At 71.3% G+C, this 18,893-nt stretch carries 14 protein-coding genes; 1 reads left to right on the top strand and 13 read right to left on the bottom strand.

Annotated elements, in window-relative coordinates; all coding sequences use genetic code 11:
- Nucleotide 1: 1 nt before the first annotated feature.
- The 6 genes from KUM40_RS12040 to KUM40_RS12015 form a co-directional block, all read right to left on the bottom strand.
- Nucleotides 2–1,594, bottom strand: a complete 1,593-nt coding sequence (locus tag KUM40_RS12040) for a cation acetate symporter (protein WP_217165803.1) — start codon at nt 1,592–1,594, stop codon at nt 2–4.
- Nucleotides 1,591–2,166, bottom strand: a complete 576-nt coding sequence (locus KUM40_RS12035) for a DUF485 domain-containing protein (RefSeq protein ID WP_217165802.1) — start codon at nt 2,164–2,166, stop codon at nt 1,591–1,593. The genes KUM40_RS12040 and KUM40_RS12035 overlap by 4 nt, the downstream gene beginning before the upstream one ends.
- A 60-nt stretch (nt 2,167–2,226) precedes the next feature.
- Nucleotides 2,227–2,919 (bottom strand): response regulator transcription factor, encoded by a 693-nt coding sequence (locus KUM40_RS12030; RefSeq protein ID WP_217165801.1) that lies wholly within the window; start codon nt 2,917–2,919, stop codon nt 2,227–2,229.
- Nucleotides 2,916–4,070 (bottom strand): histidine kinase, encoded by a 1,155-nt coding sequence (locus KUM40_RS12025; RefSeq protein ID WP_217165800.1) that lies wholly within the window; start codon nt 4,068–4,070, stop codon nt 2,916–2,918. The genes KUM40_RS12030 and KUM40_RS12025 overlap by 4 nt, the downstream gene beginning before the upstream one ends.
- Entirely contained in the window at nt 4,067–4,591 is a 525-nt protein-coding gene (locus tag KUM40_RS12020) for a CcdC protein domain-containing protein (protein WP_217165799.1), read from the bottom strand. Before KUM40_RS12020 ends, KUM40_RS12025 begins: the two co-directional genes overlap by 4 nt.
- 226 nt (nt 4,592–4,817) lie before the next feature.
- Nucleotides 4,818–6,941, bottom strand: coding sequence for a type IIA DNA topoisomerase subunit B (locus KUM40_RS12015; RefSeq protein WP_217165798.1), 2,124 nt, complete (start codon nt 6,939–6,941; stop codon nt 4,818–4,820).
- Between the two features lie 440 nt (nt 6,942–7,381).
- On the opposite strand from KUM40_RS12015, the gene KUM40_RS12010 reads away from it, so the two are divergent.
- Nucleotides 7,382–7,612 (top strand): hypothetical protein, encoded by a 231-nt coding sequence (locus tag KUM40_RS12010; RefSeq protein ID WP_217165797.1) that lies wholly within the window; start codon nt 7,382–7,384, stop codon nt 7,610–7,612.
- A 111-nt stretch (nt 7,613–7,723) separates the two neighbouring features.
- Here the strand turns inward: KUM40_RS12010 and KUM40_RS12005 are convergent, their stop codons facing one another.
- From KUM40_RS12005 to KUM40_RS11975, 7 genes are all read right to left on the bottom strand, one after another.
- Nucleotides 7,724–8,578 (bottom strand): trypsin-like serine protease, encoded by an 855-nt coding sequence (locus KUM40_RS12005; RefSeq protein WP_217165796.1) that lies wholly within the window; start codon nt 8,576–8,578, stop codon nt 7,724–7,726.
- Nucleotides 8,579–8,723: 145 nt separating this feature from the next.
- A complete protein-coding gene (locus KUM40_RS12000; protein ID WP_217165795.1) occupies nt 8,724–10,256 on the bottom strand; it encodes an RNA polymerase sigma factor in 1,533 nt (510 codons plus the stop codon).
- A 427-nt stretch (nt 10,257–10,683) separates the two neighbouring features.
- The gene (gene whiH / locus KUM40_RS11995) at nt 10,684–11,571 is read right to left on the bottom strand and encodes a sporulation transcriptional regulator WhiH (protein WP_217165794.1); all 888 of its coding nucleotides are present in this window, start codon (nt 11,569–11,571) and stop codon (nt 10,684–10,686) included.
- A 164-nt stretch (nt 11,572–11,735) separates the two neighbouring features.
- Nucleotides 11,736–13,877 (bottom strand): ATP-binding cassette domain-containing protein, encoded by a 2,142-nt coding sequence (locus tag KUM40_RS11990; protein WP_217165793.1) that lies wholly within the window; start codon nt 13,875–13,877, stop codon nt 11,736–11,738.
- A 109-nt stretch (nt 13,878–13,986) separates the two neighbouring features.
- Entirely contained in the window at nt 13,987–14,745 is a 759-nt protein-coding gene (locus tag KUM40_RS11985) for an NUDIX domain-containing protein (protein ID WP_217165792.1), read from the bottom strand.
- A gap of 231 nt (nt 14,746–14,976) precedes the next feature.
- Nucleotides 14,977–16,557: a DUF4192 domain-containing protein gene (locus KUM40_RS11980; RefSeq protein ID WP_217165791.1), complete on the bottom strand. Its 1,581-nt coding sequence runs from the start codon at nt 16,555–16,557 to the stop codon at nt 14,977–14,979.
- 113 nt (nt 16,558–16,670) lie between these two features.
- Nucleotides 16,671–18,830 carry a DEAD/DEAH box helicase gene (locus KUM40_RS11975; RefSeq protein ID WP_217165790.1) on the bottom strand — a complete coding sequence of 720 codons (2,160 nt, stop codon included), beginning with the start codon at nt 18,828–18,830 and terminating at the stop codon, nt 16,671–16,673.
- Nucleotides 18,831–18,893 lie beyond the last annotated feature (63 nt).

Genomic DNA, 18,893 nt, shown 5'->3' with positions numbered 1-18,893 from the left:
CCTACACGGCCCCCGCGCCGGTCAGCGAGCGCACCTCGGTCTCGGCGTGCTTGGCCTCGTCCGGGATCTCCGGCGAGGTGAGCGTGCCCAGCCAGCCCGCGACGAAGCCCAGCGGGATCGAGACCAGGCCGGGGTTCTGCAGGGGGAAGTACTGGAAGTCGAGGCCGGGGAAGAGCGACTGCGGGCTGCCGGAGACCACCGGGGACAGCAGCACGAGCACCACGGACGGGACCAGGCCCCCGTATACGGCCCACACCGCACCCCGCGTGGTGAAGCCGCGCCAGAACAGCGAGTAGAGCAGCACCGGCAGATTGGCGGACGCGGCGACGGCGAAGGCGAGGCCCACCAGGAACGCGACGTTGAGGTCGCGGGCGAGCAGACCGAGCCCGATCGCGACGGCTCCGATGCCGACGGCGGCGACCCGGGCCACGGCGACCTCGCTGCGCGGCTTGGAGCCGCGACGCCGCAAGGACGCGTACAGGTCGTGGGCCACGGACGCCGAGGAGGCCAGGGTGATGCCGGCGACGACCGCGAGGATGGTGGCGAAGGCGACCGCGGCGACCACCGCGAACAGGACCGTCCCGCCGGTGGACTGCGCCCCGCCGCCCAGGTCGAGGGCGAGCAGTGGCACCGCTGTGTTCCCGGCGGCGTTCGACGCGCGCACGGTGTCCGGCCCGACCAGGGCGGCGGCACCGAACCCGAGCACGATCGTCATCAGATAGAAGCCGCCGATGAGACCGATCGACCAGACGACGGAGCGCCTGGCCGCCCGTGCGGTGGGCACGGTGTAGAAGCGGGACAGGATGTGCGGCAGTCCGGCGGTGCCCAGCACCAGGGCCAGCCCCAGACTGATGAAGTCGAAGCGGGAGACCCAGTCCCCGCCGTACGCCAGCCCGGGCGCGAGGAACGCCTCACCGTGACCGCTGCGCTCGGCCGCCGAGCGCAGCAGACGGTCGACGTCGCCGTGGAAGCGCACCAGGACGAGCGTGGTCAGCGCCACGGTGCCGGCGAGCAGCAGCACCGCCTTCACGATCTGGATCCAGGTGGTGGCGCGCATCCCGCCCAGCGACACATAGATCACCATGAGCGCGCCGACGCCGATGACGGTCCACGTCCGCGCCGCCTCGGTCGTGCCGCCGAGCAGCAGCGCGACCAGGCTGCCCGCGCCCACCATCTGCGCCACCAGGTACAGCACGGAGACGGTGACCGAGGAGGTCCCCGCCGCGATCCGTACCGGCCGCTCCCTCATCCGGGCGGCCACGACGTCGGCGAGGGTGAACCTCCCGCAGTTGCGGACCAGTTCGGCGACGAGGAACAGGACGACGAGCCAGGCCACCAGAAAGCCCACCGAGTACAGCATGCCGTCGTACCCGTAGAGCGCGATGAGTCCCGAGATGCCGAGGAAGGACGCGGCCGACATGTAGTCACCGGCGATGGCAAAACCATTCTCCATCGGTGAGAAGAGGCGGCCGCCCGCATAGAACTCCTCGGCCGAGCCGTGGCGGTGGCGGCCCACCCATGTGGTGATCCCGAGCGTGACGGCGACGAACGTGCTGAACAGCAGCAGCGCCAGCGTCTGATGGTCGCCCGTCACGACGCACCGCCTCGCACACCGCGCGTCAGTTCCTGCGTGTCCCATCGCAGTTCGAGCGCGGCGCGGTCCCTGCGCAGCCGGGCGTGCCGGGTGTAGGCCCAGGTGAGCAGGAACGTGGTGAGGAACTGCCCGAGCCCGGCGACCATCGCCACGTTCACCGCGCCGGCCACCGGCCGGGCCATCAGGGTGGGTGCCGTCGTGGCGGCCACCACGTAGGCGACGTACCACAGGAAGAAGGCGGCGACCGTCGGCACCACGAACCTCCGGTACCGGCTGCGGACCTCCTGGAAGGCCGCGCTGCGCTGGACCTCCAGGTACACGTCGGCCGCGGCCAGGGGCGGCGCCCCCGCCGCTCCCCGGGGCATCGGTGGCAGTGCCTGCTCGGGGGTTCCCGGACCGGCCGACTCGCCCCAGCCGGAGGCGAGTGCGTCGTACCACGGGTCGTCGTACCGCGGATCGTCGTGCCGGGGGCCGACCGCCTCGACGTAGGCCCTGCCAGGCACGGCACGGTGATGGACAGCGCTTTGAGGACCGCCCCCGGCACCGCGTGGCCGATCGTTGCTTGACTGCATGCCCAAGGATGGACAGAACGGGAAGATCCCCGACTCTTCTTCCCCACGCGCTTCACCCCATCAGGTGATTCCTCCCCCCGGTGGCCGCACCAGCCCCTTCCCATAGGCGTAACGCACCGCCTGAGCACGGTCCTTGATGCCTGTCTTGGAGAACAGGTTGTTGATGTGGGTCTTCACCGTCGCGGTGGAGACGTGCAGTCGGCTCGCGATCTGGTGGTTGTTGAACCCCTCGGCGATGAGGACCAGCACCTCGGTCTCCCGGACGGTGAGCCCGTCCGGCGGCTCGGGCGGCCCCTCCCGCCGCGGCTCGGACTCGGACAGGCGCTCCAGCAACCGCCGCTGGATGCCCGGAGCGAGTCCCGCGTCTCCGGACAGGACGCTGTGCACCGCCCGAACGATCTCGTCCCCGCCTGCGTCCTTGGTGAGATAGCCGCGCGCGCCCGCTCTCAACGCGGGGAACAGCGACTCGTCGTCCGCGTACGTAGTCAGCACGACGACCTGCGTCGCGGGGTGTTCGGCCCGAATGCGGCGGGTGGCCTCCACCCCGTCGCATCGGGGCATGCGCAGGTCCATCAGCACCACGTCCGGAGCGAGTTCGGCGACGAGGCGCACCGCCTCCTCGCCGTCGCCGGCCGCGCCCACGACCTCGACTCCGGGCAGCAGTCCGAGCAGCATCACGATCCCCTCCCGCACGACGGTCTGATCGTCCACGACCACCACCCGTGCCGGGCTCCCGCCTGCCTCCTGCGTCATACGGGCACCTTCAACGTCACCACGAACCCCTCCTCGCCCGGACCTGCCCGCAGCGAGCCGCCCAGCAATTCGGCACGCTCCCGCATGCCCAGCAGACCGTACCCACCTCCGGTGCCGGTGGGTTCACCGGACGAGCCTCCCGAGTCCCGCACGTCCAGCATCACTTCGCGGGCGCTGTAGTCCAGCCGCACCCGCACCCTGGCGCCGGGGGCGTGCCTGCGGGCGTTCGTCAGCGCCTCCTGGGCGACCCTGCGCACGGCCTGCGACGCCTCGGCCGGCAGCGGTCTGCGATCCCCCGTAATGGTGACCTCGGCATCGCCCTCGGCCGTGTCGACGAGGCGGGCCAGGAAGTCCTCCAGCGGCGTCAGCTCCCCGCGCAGGGCGGACAGCGCCTGCCGGGTCTCGGCGAGTCCGTCGCGGGCCATCCCTCGCGCCGCCACCACCCGGTCGAGGATCTGCTGCCGGTCGGCGTCCCGCTCGATCAGCAACCGGGCCGCCTCCAGGTGCACCATCTGCGCCGAGAGGCTGTGCGCCAGCACGTCGTGGATCTCCCGTGCGATGCGGGCCCGTTCCGCGAGTGCCGCGGACTCCGCCTCGGCCGCCCGGGCGGCCCGCTCCTGGGTCAGCAGCCGCTGCGCGTTCCCCCGTGCCTCGGCGTCGAGTCTCAGGACGTATCCGGCCAGGGCCAGTCCTCCCGACGTCGCCGCCGAGGTCAGCCATGCGTCGTCGCTGACCAGGGCGTAAGAGACCAGGCCCGCCGAGGCCACGGGCAGCGCGGCCGCGATGGGCATCCGTTCCAGGGCCACGACGGCGCAGCCGCACCAGATGAGCAGTGCGGGGACCCGGAGGCCGACGGGCTGGGCGACGGCCGCGATCGCGAACATCACGGCGACGAGGGCCAGGGACGGCCACAACCGGTGCGCGAGCGTGGCCCGGAAGAAGGCCCATGCCACGCACACGGCGGCCAGCAGACCGACGACCGCGGCGACCGCGCCCCACCCGTGCAGCGGGCTGCTGGTGAACGCGCTCCACAGCAGCACCCCGAACACCACCAGACGCACCGCCCAGGCGAGCAGTCGCCGGGGGCGGGAGACCCCCTCGTGCAGGAGCGCCTCCCTGGAAGGCCATCTCGTCCAGACGTTCTCCGTCACGCGGGCTCCTTCCTGGTGGGCCGGGACACGGCGTCACCGTACGCGGGGCCGGGCATCCCGGCCGGACGCGTGCCCTGAACGCGCCAGGCCAGGACGCCGGACCGGACGAGGAGGGTCGCCGCGAGGGCGACCAGGAGGGCGGAGCTGTCCTGGCGTACTCCCAGGGCCGCACCGACCCCGAAGAGACCGGCGCGCAGCACGATGCCGGCCACCCACACGGCGACGCTCGCCCGGCTGCCCCTGCTCCACACCGCACCGTCCGCCTCGACCCAGATACGGGTGGTCCGGGCCCAGCCCGCTCCGGTGACCAGGCCGACGAGTATCCCGGCTGCGAGCAGCAGCACGGAGGCGGTGTGGTGGTGGGCGTCGATGATGCCCGGCTCGCGAAGCGCGACGATGCCCAGCACCACGGGCAGCACCCACCAGCGCCGGTCGGTGTCGATCCGGCTTGCGCGGAACTGCCGGGTGATCACCAGGCCCGCCACGGCCGTGATCACCAACACGTCGACGAGCCCGGACATCGTGCCTCCGTGAGCGGAAGAAGGTGATGCCGGCGGCGGATCCCGCCGGCGCCTTCGACGTTACGGAAACGGCGAGGTCACGGGATCGGAGCCCGGGTGGATCATGGGTGGATCCCCGCGAGGCACAGAAGTCCACCCAGGGGTGGAGAGAGCTTGCCGGGCGCATGCGCGTACGGAGAACCGGGCCCGAATCTCGCCCCCGGGCCCGGTCGACGACTGGGCGTGATCACGCGTCGATGCGCGACCTGTCCAGCGTCGCCGCCGAGTTGGAGATGAACTCCTTGCGCGGTGCGACGTCGTTGCCCATCAGCAGATCGAAGACCTGCTCCGCGGACTCCAGGTCGGTGAGGTTGATCCGGCGCAGGGTCCGGCGCCTGGGGTCCATGGTCGTCTCGGCCAGTTGGTCGGCGTCCATCTCACCCAGACCCTTGTACCGCTGGATCGAGTCCTTGTACCTGATGTTCTTGCTCTGGAGCTCCATGAGCTTGTCGCGCAGCTCACGGTCCGAGTACGTGTAGACGTACTTGTCCTGGCCCTTCTTCGGCTGGACGAGCTCGATGCGGTGCAGTGGCGGCACCGCGGCGAAGACTCGTCCTGCCTCCACCATGGGCCGCATGTAGCGGTGGAAGAGGGTCAGCAGCAGGGTGCGGATGTGGGAGCCGTCCACGTCGGCGTCGGTCATCATGATGATCTTGCCGTAGCGGGCCGCGTCGATGTCGAAGGTACGGCCCGACCCTGCTCCTATGACCTGGATGATCGCCCCGCACTCGGCGTTCTTCAGCATGTCCGTCACGGACGACTTCTGGACGTTCAGGATCTTGCCGCGGATCGGCAGCAGGGCCTGGAACTCGGAGTTCCGGGCGAGCTTCGCCGTGCCCAGAGCGGAGTCCCCCTCGACGATGAACAGCTCGCTGCGGTCGACGTCGTCGCTGCGGCAGTCGGCGAGCTTCGCGGGCAGCGAGGAGGACTCCAGGGCCGTCTTGCGCCGCTGGGCGTCCTTGTGCTGGCGGGCGGCGATGCGGGTACGGGCCGCGGCGACGGCCTTCTCCATGACCACCCGCGCCTGCTGGGCCGCGTCGCGTTTGGTGGAGGTCAGGAACGCCTTGAGTTCCTTGGTGATGACGTTGTTCACGATACGGCGGGCCGCCGAGGTGCCGAGGACCTCCTTGGTCTGGCCCTCGAACTGCGGCTCGGCGAGGCGGACGGTCACGACGGCCGTGAGCCCCTCCAGGGCGTCGTCCTTGACGATGTCGTCCTCGGCGACGCGCAGCATCTTCTTGGTCCGCAGCACCTCGTTCATCGTCTTGGCCACCGCCTGCTCGAAGCCGGCGATGTGGGTGCCGCCCTTGGGCGTGGCGATGATGTTGACGAACGACCTGAGGGTGGTGTCGTAGCCGGTGCCCCAGCGCATCGCGACGTCGACGCCGAGGTCGCGGGTGACCTCGGTGGGCGTCATCTGGCCGTCCTCGTCCAGGACCGGGACCGTCTCCTTGAAGCTGCCCTGCCCGGTGAAGCGGAGGACGTCGCACACGGGCCTGTCGCCGGCCAGGAACTCGCAGAACTCGCTGATGCCGCCGTCGAAGCGGAAGGACTCCTCGCCCTTGCTGCCGCCGTCGCCGAGGCCGAGCTCGTCGCGGACGACGATGGTCAGTCCGGGCACCAGGAACGCGGTCTGGCGGGCCCGCTGGTGCAGCGTGTCAAGGGAGAGCTTCGCGTCCTTGAGGAAGATCTGGCGGTCGGCCCAGTACCGCGTGCGCGTACCGCTGCGGCTCTTGGGGATCTTCTTGGCCTTGCGCATCCCGTTCCCGGCCTCGAACCCGGCGTCCGGGCCCGCTCCCGCGAACGCGCCCGGGACCCCGCGCCGGAAACTGATGGCGTGGGTGTGCCCGCCGAGGTCCACCTCGACGTCCAGGCGGGCGGACAGGGCGTTCACCACGGAGGCGCCGACGCCGTGCAGACCGCCGGAGGCGGCGTAGGCGCCGCCTCCGAACTTGCCGCCGGCGTGCAGCTTGGTCATGACGACCTCGACGCCGGACAGGCCGGTCTTGGGCTCGACGTCGACCGGGATGCCCCGGCCGTTGTCCCGGACCTCCACCGAGGCGTCGTCGTGGAGGATCACCTCGATGTGGTCGCAGTGACCACCCAGGGCCTCGTCGACGGAGTTGTCGATGATCTCCCACAGGCAGTGCAGCAGGCCACGGCTGTCGGTGGATCCGATGTACATGCCCGGGCGCTTGCGTACGGCCTCGAGCCCCTCGAGGACGAGCAGGTGCCGCGCGGTGTAATTGGATCCGTCCCGGTCTGCTCCTGCCAGCAGCGCAGTGGACGGCACGGATGTCTCGGCGGTCACGCGGTTCGCTCCTCGCTGAATTTCAGATGGGGCCCCGCTGGGTAAGGGCGCGGCTCGGTTCACCGGTCAGAGGGTACCGAGGCCTGGTAGAGCCGTTGTAACGCCACCCTCGTCGCGGACTCACCCTAGTCCAGTGTCGTATGCCTGTTCGATCCCTCGATGGGGTGAAGTACACATCACGTTCCCTTCGGCGCATGAACCATTTAGGCTCCGGGCACGTCCTCATGAACAAACCGGCAACCCAGCCGGCGGGACCGACACTGACCGACTGCGCGAACCCGTACGACACATAGACACGCAATACGGCACATTCGCCGCCAATCGGCAACAGCCGGCCCCTCGGAAAGTTTTTTCGAGGAAAAGCCACGAGCGGGAACGTTTTGGGGCTGGTTGGATGTTGACCCTGGTACGACAGCTCGTCGAGCTAGAGAAGAGGCGACGTGACTACTGTTCTGACTTCCGCAAGCCCGCTGACGGCCGCTGATCGCTGCGACCGCTGCGGCGCCCAGGCATACCTGCGCGTCGTCCTGCTGACCGGCGGAGAGCTGCTCTTCTGCGCCCACCACGGGCGCAAGTTCGAGCCGGAACTCAAGAAGATCGCCGCTGAGATACAGGACGAGACGGAGCGGCTGACGGCCGTTCCGGAATCTTCCGCCGAGGAAGAGCGCTGACACTACGCGCCCGACGACGAGCCGACTCGGCACAGGCCGATGAGCGGGCGGCCGCCTCCGGACCCCGGAGGCGGCCGCCCGTGCTCGTGCCCGGAAGGCTCTCAGCGGCCGTCAGACGCCCTCGCGCTGCCGCGCGGCGGTGTCCCAGCCCAGCGTCCGCACTATCGAGGAGACGCGCGTGTACACCCCGGGACTGCCCGGGCGCCCGCAGCCGCTCCCCCAGGACACGAGACCGATGAGCCGCCCCTGGCCGACCAGCGGTCCGCCGCTGTCGCCCTGGCAGGCGTCACGGCCTCCGGCGTCCTGCCCGGCACAGAGCATGGTGCCGGCGAGATAACGCCCGTCGTCGTTTCCCGGATAGGCCCGCTCGCAGGACGCGTCGGGAAGCACGCGCACCCGGGCCGCCCGCAGGCCGTTCGCGTAGTCCCCGGCACCCGAGGTGTCCCCCCAGCCGTAGACGAGCGCTCCCGTGTCCGGGGTGTACGCGGGGTCACCGTCGGCCGCCATCCCTATGACCGAGTCGGCGGGAAGGGCCTGGGAAAGGGTGAGCACCGCGAAGTCGCCGGCGTTGCTGACCGCGTCGTGCTCCGGGTTCACCCATACGGCACGGACGGGGATCTCCCGGCCCTGGTCCGACAGCAGATCGGTCCGGCCGGCGATGACCCTCAGGTCGTCCACCTGCTCCGGCGGCGACCCGAGGACTTCCTCCCCCAGACAGTGGGCTGCCGTGAGCACGGTGGTCCGGCCGACGGCCACTCCCCCGCAGAACTGTCCTGCCCGCGTACCTCCGAACCGGTCACGACTGGACAGGGCGACGGTCCACGGGCTGTCGGACACTTCGACCGGAAAGCCTCCGACGACGATGCTGTCGGCGGCCGCGGGGGCGGTGGACCCCAGCGGTATCGCGGTCGCGGCGGCCGCCAGAACCAGCGGCCGGGCCAGTGCCCGGGCAAAGAGACGACGCATGCGGGCTCCTCACTCCTAGGTGGTCATGAGACACCCACAGTGATCCAGTGCGCCGTGCCGCGCACCCGCTGCCCAGCGCGAAGGCCCGGTTCCGCACCTGGCGGGACCGGGCCTTGTCGCTCGTACTACCGCGGCCTGCTGCGACCTAGTCGAGGTAATCGCGCAGCACCTGGGAGCGCGAGGGGTGACGCAGCTTCGACATGGTCTTCGACTCGATCTGGCGGATGCGCTCGCGCGTGACGCCGTACACCTTGCCGATCTCGTCGAGGGTCTTCGGCTGACCGTCGGTGAGACCGAAGCGCATGGAGACGACGCCCGCCTCGCGCTCGGACAGGGTGTCGAGAACGGAGTGGAGCTGCTCCTGCAGGAGTGTGAAGCTGACCGCGTCGGCCGGGACGACCGCCTCGGAGTCCTCGATGAGGTCGCCGAACTCGCTGTCGCCGTCCTCGCCCAGCGGGGTGTGCAGCGAGATGGGCTCACGCCCGTACTTCTGGACCTCGATGACCTTCTCCGGGGTCATGTCGAGTTCCTTGGCCAGTTCCTCCGGGGTGGGCTCGCGGCCCAGGTCCTGGAGCATCTGGCGCTGCACGCGCGCGAGCTTGTTGATGACCTCGACCATGTGCACCGGGATACGGATGGTGCGGGCCTGGTCGGCCATCGCGCGGGTGATCGCCTGACGGATCCACCAGGTGGCGTACGTGGAGAACTTGTAGCCCTTGGTGTAGTCGAACTTCTCCACCGCGCGGATCAGACCGAGGTTGCCCTCCTGGATGAGGTCCAGGAAGAGCATGCCGCGGCCGGTGTAGCGCTTGGCCAGGGAGACCACCAGGCGGAGGTTGGCCTCCAGCAGGTGGTTCTTGGCGCGGCGGCCGTCCTCGGCGATGATCTCCAGCTCGCGCTTGAGCTTGGGCGCGAGCTTGTCGGAGTTCGCCAGCTTGTCCTCGGCGAACAGACCGGCCTCGATGCGCTTGGCGAGTTCGACCTCCTGCTCGGCGTTGAGCAGGGGGACCTTGCCGATCTGCTTGAGGTAGTCCTTGACCGGGTCGGCGGTGGCGCCGGCCGCGGCGACCTGCTGGGCCGGAGCGTCGTCCTCGTCCTCGTCGGACAGCACGAAGCCCGCGTTCTCGGTGCCCTCGGACTCCTCGGTCGCGGCCTTCGGCTCCTCGGCCGCCTCGTCCTCGAGAGGCTCGCCGTCTTCCTTCTTGGCCGTGGCCTTCTTGGCCGCCGTCTTCTTGACGGTCGTCTTCTTCGCTGCCGTCTTCTTGGCCGTCGTCTTCTTCGCCGCCGCCTTCTTGGCGGTCGCCTCTTCCTCGACGGCGGGCTCGGTGGGGGGCGCCGTCGGGGCGGCAGGGGCGGTGGCCTGCCTGCTGGTCGCCGCCTTCGCCGCGACCGCCTTCGTGGCGGTGCGCTTGGCGGGACTCTTCGCTGCGACGCTCTTTCGGGTGCGCTTGGGCTCTGCGGCACTGACCATCAGCGTCACACCCTCTTCCTCGAGGATCTGGTTGAGGCTGCGCAGTACGTTCTTCCACTGAGTGGCCGGAATCTGGTCAGCTTCGAAGGCCCGACGCACGTCGTCGCCGGCGATCTGCCCCTCAGCCTTTCCCCGCTCAATGAGCGCCATGACAGAGACGGAATCGGCGATCTCCGGCGGGAGCGTACGGGATGTGCTGGCCGACACGAACAACCTCTCGGAACGTTGAAAAACGGCTTCCGGCCCCGTCCACGGTGGACTGGAGCCGACCGCCGGCCTGGGAATGGGCCGACGGCGCGGGCGGGCCGGGGAGATGCACAGCGCCGTGAACGGCGTCCGTATTCCCTCCGCGGCTGTCACCTCTTAGGTCATCGTGTTGTTCCCAAGAGCGTTACGCCCAATCCGCGTGGCCCGAGTCACACCCCGTAAGCGATCAAAACCGGTCAGACACGGATAAACAAGGTCACCAACGCGTGCGTCCCGGCCGCACTGGGAGGCTCAGCCTCTCATCACACCGTCGGACCCCGTGGAGTCACTGGCGACTCCACGGGGTCCGACGGTGACGGCGAACGACCGGCCACTGCCACAGGAGGGGTTTGGCGTGCCCGGCCCGCGCCGTTCCGGCGGAAGGCGGTCAGTGCTCGCGGGGGGCGGGCACCACGCGTTCCACCTCGGGGTGGACGGTCAGAAGTTGACGCATGGCCGACTCGGCCGCCGCGCCGTCCCCGGTGGCGAGGGCGTCGACGATCCTGCCGTGCTGCGCCAGCGACACGTCGTTCGGCCGGTCACAGCCCGTGACCGGACCACCGGAGACATGGAGGGCGGCGGAGACGATGCCCGAGAGGTGGTCCAGCATCCGGTTGCCCGCGACCTGGATGAGCAGGGTGTGGAACTCGGCATCGGCACGCGAGAAGGTGAGGGCGTCGCCCTGCCCCATCGCGTGGCCCATGATCCCGACCATGTCGGACAGCCGCTGCTGGACGTCCTCGCGCCCGTGCCCGGCGGCCAGGCGTGCCGCGAGCGGCTCGATCGTCCAGCGCAGCTCGCTCAGCTCGCGGCGCTGGTCGTCGCGCTGCGGCCCGAAGGCACGCCATTCGATGATGTCCGGATCGAGGAGGTTCCAGTCACTGACGGGACGCACACGCGTGCCGACGTTCGGACGGGCGCTGACCAGGCCCTTCGCCTCCAGTACACGAAGGGACTCACGGACCACGGTGCGGGAGACCTCGAAACGCTGGCCGATCTCCTCGGGCACCAGCGGGCGGTCGGCGCCGAGGTCGCCCGAAACGATCATCTGGCCAAGCTGCTGGACGAGTTGCCCGTGCAGTCCGCGGCCACGGTTGCCCGTGGTGCGCCGGCCCACGCGCCCCAGCTCGGGCTCCACCCCTTCCCAGGAGGGCGCCGCGACGCGGTCGACGGGGGGCGTCTCGGCGTACGGGTAGCGGTCGAGTTCGCCCGGGTTCGCGAGGCCGGAGTCGGCGGAGCGGGCGGCGGTCATCATGGTGTGCGCAAGGGTACTCACGCATCCTTTGTCGGCGTCGTTCCCAACTCCCTTGAGGTCTTTGGTGAAAAGCACACGAAAGGGTGATCGCTCACCCCGTCGCAATTGACGCCTTATCGGAAAGAAATGGGCTTTCCCCGGGGAGTTGCGCACACGGTCGGAACGGAAGGGTGAGACACCCGTCTTCAAACCCTGCTGCGCAAGGTCATGAGCAGATAGGCGCAGAGCAGAGCCGTCAGTGACAACGTCATTGCGCCGCCGACCGGTTGGACGATCAGGCGCAGCACGTCCGCCAGGTACCGCTCACCGCCGAAGGGCCACTGCGTCAGGAGGACCTCGCGCACCCGCATCGGGAAGCCGGCGGCCGTCCGTACGGACGGGCCGTCCCAGACCTTCTGTACGAGCGGTACGACGAGGACCGGGACGGCCACCACCGCCGCCAGCCCGGCGGTGGTGGACCGGAAGACGCCGGCGGCGAGCACGCCGGACCAGGCGCACCCGATCACGAGCCCGAGCCAACCGGCGCTCAGCGCGGGCCAGTCGGCGGGAACCTTCGCAAGCTCCTGTCCGTAGAACAGACGCAGCACTTCGGCGTTGCAGCCAACCGTCAGGGCGGCCAGCACGAGTGCGACGGCCGCGGAGACGAGGAGTTTGGCGGTCAGCAGCCCGATTCGGCGGGGCACCGTGCCGCGGTCCGCCGCCAGGGCGGGGTGGCGGAACTCGTCGCCGAAGGCGAGCGCGCCGAGCAGTCCCGCGCCGAGCGCCGCGGGCGGCAGTGGGAGTTCCCGCGGCCACGCGGCCAGGAGCCGCGCCTGGGGTGTGTGACCGACGCGGGCCAGGATGACAGCGGCGACGACGGACACGACGAGTACGGCCGTGCCGGTGATGAACCCGGTACTGACACCCACCGCACGACGGAGTTCGTAGCGCAGCGGACGGAGGGGGCTGGGGGCGGAGCGGACGGAGATGGGAGGCGGAAGTGCGGAGGCCGCTTCCCGGGACTTCGCCGTGCCGGGGACGAGGACGGTGAACGGGCGCGGGCCTCGAGCGGTGCCGGCTGCCGCCGGGGCCTTGTGGGGTGCGGATTGCTTGTCGGAGGTGAGGGCGCGGGCGGGCGCGAAGGCGTGGCGGGGCCCAGGGGCTCTGTGGAGGGCGGTCCCGGGCGCGGGGCCGTCCGTGCCCCCGTCCGTGCCCCCGTCCGTGGCGGGGGACGTCTGCCCGGGGCCGCCGAGGGGTCGTCCGTCGTCGGGAGGCGGCTGCGTGGCGTCGGCTGGGATCGACGTGGGGCCGCCGGGCCGCGGGCCGACGGGGCCGGGGGGCCTGAGCGGGTCGGCGGGGGCCGGGTGCGGTGGCCCGGCGGGCGACGGGCGGGTGACGCTCGGCCTCCCGACGTCCTGCGCCCGAACGCCGTCGGTCTCCTGTTGCCGGGCCGCGGGAACCGCACCGGCTCCAGGGCCCATGTCACCGATCTCGTCGGCCAGTTGGTGCACGAGGATCCCGTGGCGGAAGGCGGACTCGCCGATGTCCGCGCACGTACTCCCGTACACCGCGAGCCGGTTGCCGCCCTCGCGTACGACCTCGACGGAACGGCGTGCCGCGCGTGCCTCCTTGGTCAGGAGGGCGGCGAGACGGGCCGCGTGCGGGCTGCGGACGGCGACGCGGGGGCGCAGCCGGGTACGGGAGAAGTCCGCGGCCTCCTGGTCGGCGACGACTCTGCCCCGCTCCAGGGTGACGACGTGGTCGGCGGTGCGCGCGGCCTCCTTGGGGTCCGCCGTGCTGAACAGGACGGTGCCCCCCTGGGCGGCGTGGGCTCGCAGTACGCCGTGGAGCGTGCGGGCCTCATGAGCGGACAGTGCGCCGGCGGGGTCGTCGAAGACCAGGGTGTGCGGGTCGGGTACCAGGGCGCAGGCCAGTCCGAGGCGTCGGTCCATGCCTCGGGAGAGGGTTCCGAGGCGTTCGTCGCGCAAGCTCACGAGACCGACCGACTCCAGGACTTCGTCGGCCCTGCGGACCGGAACACCGGCCGCCGCGCACAGCATGCGCAGATGGCCGCGCACCGTACGGGCCGGGTGCCCCGGGACGTCTCCGAGCAGCACGCCGACCTCGCGCGAGGGGTGGGCGATGCGGTGCAGGGGGCGGCCTCTGAAGTGGGTGAGACCCCGGCCGCGTTGGAGTTCGAGCATGAGTCTGAGTGCCGTCGTCTTGCCGGCGCCCGATGCTCCGAGCAGTGCGGTGACGCGGCCCGCGCGCGCCTCGAACGAGACGTCGTCGACGGCGGGCGGAAGCTCCTTGCGGGGGTTGCTGGTCAGTCCGAAGGCCTGGATCACCCGTAGCAAGATAGCGCGCCATACCCGATTTTTCCGGTATCGCACGACCTATCGGGCCGTTGACCTCTTGTCCGCCCCTCGCTCCGAGGTCCCCCGCCCGGGCTCGGTGTCACACCTCGGGACGCAGCATCGGGGGGTTGAGGAGGGTGGCGCCGCCCGCGCGGAAGAGCTGGGCGGGGCGGCCGCCCTGACGGGTGGTCGTTCCGCCGGTGGGAACGAGGAAGCCCGGAGTACCCGTCACCTTGCGGTGGAAGTTGCGGGGGTCGAGCGCCACGCTCCACACCGCCTCGTAGACACGGCGCAGCTCGCCGACGGTGAACTCGGGCGGGCAGAACGCGGTGGCCAGTGACGAGTACTCGATCTTGGAGCGGGCTCGCTCCACCCCGTCCGCCAGGATCTGGGCGTGGTCGAAGGCGAGCGGTGCCACCGCCTCGTCGACGCGGCCGTAGCCACTCTGCTCCAGCAGTTCCTCGACCGGAGCCCAGCGAGCGTTGCTGGCGTCACCGCCCGCCCGCGGTGCGGGCAGGTCGGGAGCGAGCGCGAGGTGGGCGACGCTGACCACCCGCATGCGGGGATCCCGCCCGGGGTCGCCGTAGGTCGCGAGTTGCTCCAGGTGGGCGCCATTGTCCTGGATCGGCGCCGCCGGGTCGTGGACACACAGCCCGGTCTCCTCGGCCAACTCCCGCGCCGCGGCCTGCGCCAGGTCCTCGTCGGCCCGCACGAACCCGCCGGGCAGGGCCCAGCGGCCCTGGAACGGCGGCTCGCCCCTGCGCACCGCCAGCGCGCACAGGGAGTGGCGGCGCACGGTCAGCACGACCAGGTCCACAGTGACGGCGAAGGGCGGAAAGGCTGACGGGTCGTAGGGCATGCGGCGATCATAGTCGTCTGCCTGACGATAAACACTCCCTTCACCAACCGCTGCGGGCGCTGATCCACTTCCGCCCCGCGCGCCTCCCATCGCCCGCCCGGAGGGCCGGGTGCGGACGCGTCATACCAGGTCAAGCCCATGATTTCTGCCCGGAAGACGCTTCTTCGACCACGCCGAGCAAGCTCTCCCAGGGGCGCCCTCACTCCTGGGACGCCCCGGCGCTCGTCCGCTTCAGGGGCGCTCGCTGCCGCTCTCGCTCCCTTCGGTCCCGCGCTCTGCCGTACGCGCGCCTTCCGGGCAGGCGTCCTTTCGGCCCGTGGGCCGTGTCCCGGAGACGCGAGAACGGGTCTGGCCCGGCCCTGTGGCCCCGGGGCGATCGCTCCCGGACGGAGTGCGGGGTCGCACACTCCTCACGCCCGGCTCGCGGCCCTGCGCCCTCCCGCGGCGACGGGCGCCGTTGGCCGGGGCGAGGGAGCGCGAGCGGCGCCGGCGGCCGGGCGGCGGAGCGGACGAGGGCTCGGCGGGCTCCCGCTCCGCCGGCGCACCGCTCTGCCCGTCACCGTCCGAAGCGCCGTTTGAAGCGGCGTCCGAAGCGCCGCCCGCCGTGCGCCCGCCGCCGCCCCTGCCCTCGCGCAGGCAGCGGCGGATCGACTCGGGATCGAGGCCCTCGTTGCACGCCTGGTGCAGGAGCCGGGCGAAGAGGTAGTCGGGATCAGCGCCGAGAGCCATGGCCAGGGCCTCCCGGGCCTCCAGTTCGTCACCGGTGGACCAGGCGACCCATCCGGCGAGGGTGAGGGGCGCGGCCGCGTGTTCGCCGTACGGTCCGGCGCAGCGACGTGCCAGCGCCCGCCAGAGGCGCATCGCGGGTCCCGCTTCGTCACCCTCCATCCATGCGGCCGCGCGGTCGCGTGTCGTACGGTCCTGGAGTCCGAGGATCAACGCCGCCGCCTCGTCGTACCCGAGTAGTTGGTCGTCGCGCAGGTCCTGGGCCGGCGTGCCGGACACGGGCGGGGCCTCGGCGAGGCGTCGCATGGCCCGCTCCGCCGTCTCCAGCGTCTCCTCGGCCACGTCCGAGCGGCCTGCGGCGTCCAGGATCCGGGAGACCAGCGTCGTGGCGGCGGCGTCCAGGGCGGCCACCTGCTCGACCGTCGCGCTCTCCCCGGGAAGCAGCCTGGCCCGCAGTTCACTGAGCGAGCCGCGCACCTGGAGGCCGGCGTAGGTGGCCGCCGCGGCCAGCACCGACGTACCCGGCAGTCCCATGGGGACGCCCTCGTCCGGGCAGCAGACCTGGTCGTCACAGCAGTACGACCAGAAACGCCCGGCCGAGATGCACAGGGCCTCGACCACGGGGACGTCGAGGGCACCGCACTCCACGCGCAGTTTCTGGGCCAGCGGCCGCAGTCGCTCCATCACGTCCCGGCCGGTCTCGCCCCGGGCCGGTTCCTGGCAGAGGTAGGCGACCATCTGCTCGGGCCGGACCCCTCGCCGCTCGCTTCCGATCACCAGGCCGTGGACCAGTTGCCCGGCCGCGCCCGCCCAGTCGTCCGCGCTCGCGGGGATGCCGAGCCTCGCCCGGCCGCCGAATCGGCCCCGTCCGTCCCTGTCGCGCAGGGCGGCCAGGACGATGCTGTCCTCGGGGCGGTACCCGAGCAGGTACGGCAGGGCGTCGGCCAGTTCGGCGGGGGTGCGCAGAGTGACCTGGTGTTCGTCTCCGGGGCCGTCGTGCGCGGTGCCGTCCGTCTGACCAGGCTCCGCGGCTCCCGAGATGTCGCCGTTCTCGGAGGATCCAGTCGTTTCGCTGTGGTTCGTCATGGACCGACGATCTCGCGAATCGGGAAGTTCCGCTTTTACCTGTGGATAACTCCCATCAGGGACACGTCACCCCGCCCCCCGCCCCGGCGGAGTTCGACTGCCCGGCTATCCGGCTATCCGGCCACGGCGAGAACGAGCGGGAGCACCTCCGCGGCACCGGCCTCGCGCAGGAGGCGTGCGCCCACGGCCAGGGTCCAGCCGGAGTCGGTGTAGTCGTCGACGAGCAGGACGGGGCCGGGGGTGCCGGCCAGGGCTGCGGCCAGTTCGTCGGGCACGGTGAACGACTCTGCCAGGGCGCGCAGCCGTTGGGCGGAGTTGCTGCGGTGGGCGGCGTGCTCGTCGGAGTGGGGGGTGTGGGCGAGGCTGCCCAGCAGCGGGAGCCTGCCGACCCGGGCCACGCCCTGGGCCAGTGAGGCGACCAGTTGGGGGCGGGTGCGGGAGGGCATGGCGACGACGCCCACGGGCCTCGCCACCGCGTCAGGAGCGCCGCCGGCCCAGCCGCCCGGTGAGCGGGCCCAGTCGGCCAGCACCGTCACGACGGCGTCCAGTACGTCGTCCGGGACCGGACCGTCCACCGCCTGCGCCGACAGGAGCGGCCGCAGGCGGTTGCCCCAGCCGATGTCCGACAGCCTCCCGAGCGCGCGCCCGGTGACGGCCTGCCGGCCCACGGGGATGCGTCCCTTGATGTCCATGCCCACCGCGGCGAGCCCGGTCGGCCACATCTTGCGGGGCTCGACCTCCACGCCCGGGCGGTCCAGCTCCCCCGTCGCCGCCGCGAGGGCCGCGGAGGAGACGGCGGGATCGAGCCAGGGCCCGGCGCAGATGTCGCAGCGACCGCACGGGACCGCCTTCTCGTCGTCGAGCTGCCGCTGCAAGAACTCCATCCGGCACCCCGTGGTCGCCACGTAGTCCCGCATGGCCTGCTGCTCCGCCTGCCGCTGCCGGGCCACCCACGCGTACCGTTCCGCGTCGTATGCCCACGGCTGTCCCGTCGCGGTCCAGCCCCCCTTGACGCGCTTGACCGCGCCGTCCACGTCCAGGACCTTCAGCATCGTCTCCAGCCGCGAACGGCGAAGGTCCACCAACGGCTCCAGCGCCGGCAGCGACAAGGGACGACCCGCTTCCTCCAGCACCGCCAGCGTGCGCCGCACCTGCTCCTCCGGCGGGAAGCCCACCGAAGCGAAGTAGGCCCAGATCGCCTCGTCCTCCCGTCCCGGCAGCAGCAGAACATCGGCGTGGTCCACGCCGCGCCCCGCACGCCCCACCTGCTGGTAGTAGGCGATCGGGGACGAGGGCGACCCCAGATGCACGACGAACCCCAGGTCGGGCTTGTCGAAGCCCATGCCCAGCGCCGAGGTCGCCACGAGCGCCTTCACCCGGTTCGCCAGCAGGTCCTCCTCCGCCTGCAGCCTGTCGGCGTTCTCCGTCTTCCCCGTGTAGGAAGCCACCGGATGTCCCCGCTGCCGCAGGAACGCCGCGACCTCCTCCGCCGCCGCCACCGTCAGGGTGTAGATGATCCCGGAGCCAGGCAGCTCCCCCAGCCGCTCCCCCAGCCACGCCAGCCGATGCGCCGCATCCGGCAGCCGGAGCACACCCAACCGAAGACTTTCCCGGTCAAGCGGCCCCCGCAGCACCAGAGCGTCCCCACCCCCCGTACCCAGTTGCTCTGCCACGTCGGCCGTGACCCGTGCGTTGGCGGTCGCGGTGGTGGCCAGCACCGGCACCCCGGCCGGCAGCTCGGCGAGCATGGTGCGCAGCCGACGGTAGTCGGGACGGAAGTCGTGACCCCAGTCGGAGATGCAGTGCGCCTCGTCCACCACGAGCAGGCCGGTCGTGGCCGCGAGCTTCGGCAGTACTTGATCGCGGAAGTCCACGGAATTGAGGCGCTCGGGGCTCACCAGGAGAACGTCGGTCTCACCCCGCTCGACCTCCCCGTAGATCTTCTCCCACTCCTCCGGGTTCGCCGAGTTGATCGTGCGCGCCCGGATTCCCGCCCGTGCCGCCGACTCGACCTGGTTGCGCATCAGCGCCAGCAGTGGGGAGATGATCACCGTGGGGCCGGCGCCACGCCGACGCAGCAGTGCGGTGGCAACGAAGTACACCGCCGACTTGCCCCAGCCGGTGCGCTGCACCACCAGCGCGCGCCGGTGCTCCTCCACCAGGGCCGCCACCGCCTGCCACTGGTCCTCACGCAGCCGCGCGGGGCCCCCGGGATCGCCGACGAGCTCGGCGAGGACGGCGTCGGCTTCGGTGCGGAGCTCCTGATGGTCCATGCCCCCATGCAACCCGATGGCACTGACAATCAGCGAATCAGCCACAACGTCACGCGTGGCCGC

Source organism: Streptomyces sp. AC512_CC834, from assembly GCF_019049325.1.
GTDB lineage: Bacteria > Actinomycetota > Actinomycetes > Streptomycetales > Streptomycetaceae > Streptomyces.
This window is presented reverse-complemented; position numbering and strand designations above follow the sequence as displayed.

Bases quoted from the DNA above. Each gene is read 5' to 3' on its own strand.
- KUM40_RS12035 (WP_217165802.1), bottom strand. From the start codon at position 2,166: ATGCAGTCAAGCAACGATCGGCCACGCGGTGCCGGGGGCGGTCCTCAA.
- KUM40_RS12030 (WP_217165801.1), bottom strand. From the start codon at position 2,919: ATGACGCAGGAGGCAGGCGGGAGCCCGGCACGGGTGGTGGTCGTGGAC.
- KUM40_RS12020 (WP_217165799.1), bottom strand. From the start codon at position 4,591: ATGTCCGGGCTCGTCGACGTGTTGGTGATCACGGCCGTGGCGGGCCTG.
- KUM40_RS12005 (WP_217165796.1), bottom strand. From the start codon at position 8,578: ATGCGTCGTCTCTTTGCCCGGGCACTGGCCCGGCCGCTGGTTCTGGCG.
- KUM40_RS11985 (WP_217165792.1), bottom strand. From the start codon at position 14,745: ATGCCCTACGACCCGTCAGCCTTTCCGCCCTTCGCCGTCACTGTGGAC.
- KUM40_RS11980 (WP_217165791.1), bottom strand. From the start codon at position 16,557: ATGACGAACCACAGCGAAACGACTGGATCCTCCGAGAACGGCGACATC.
- KUM40_RS11975 (WP_217165790.1), bottom strand. From the start codon at position 18,830: ATGGACCATCAGGAGCTCCGCACCGAAGCCGACGCCGTCCTCGCCGAG.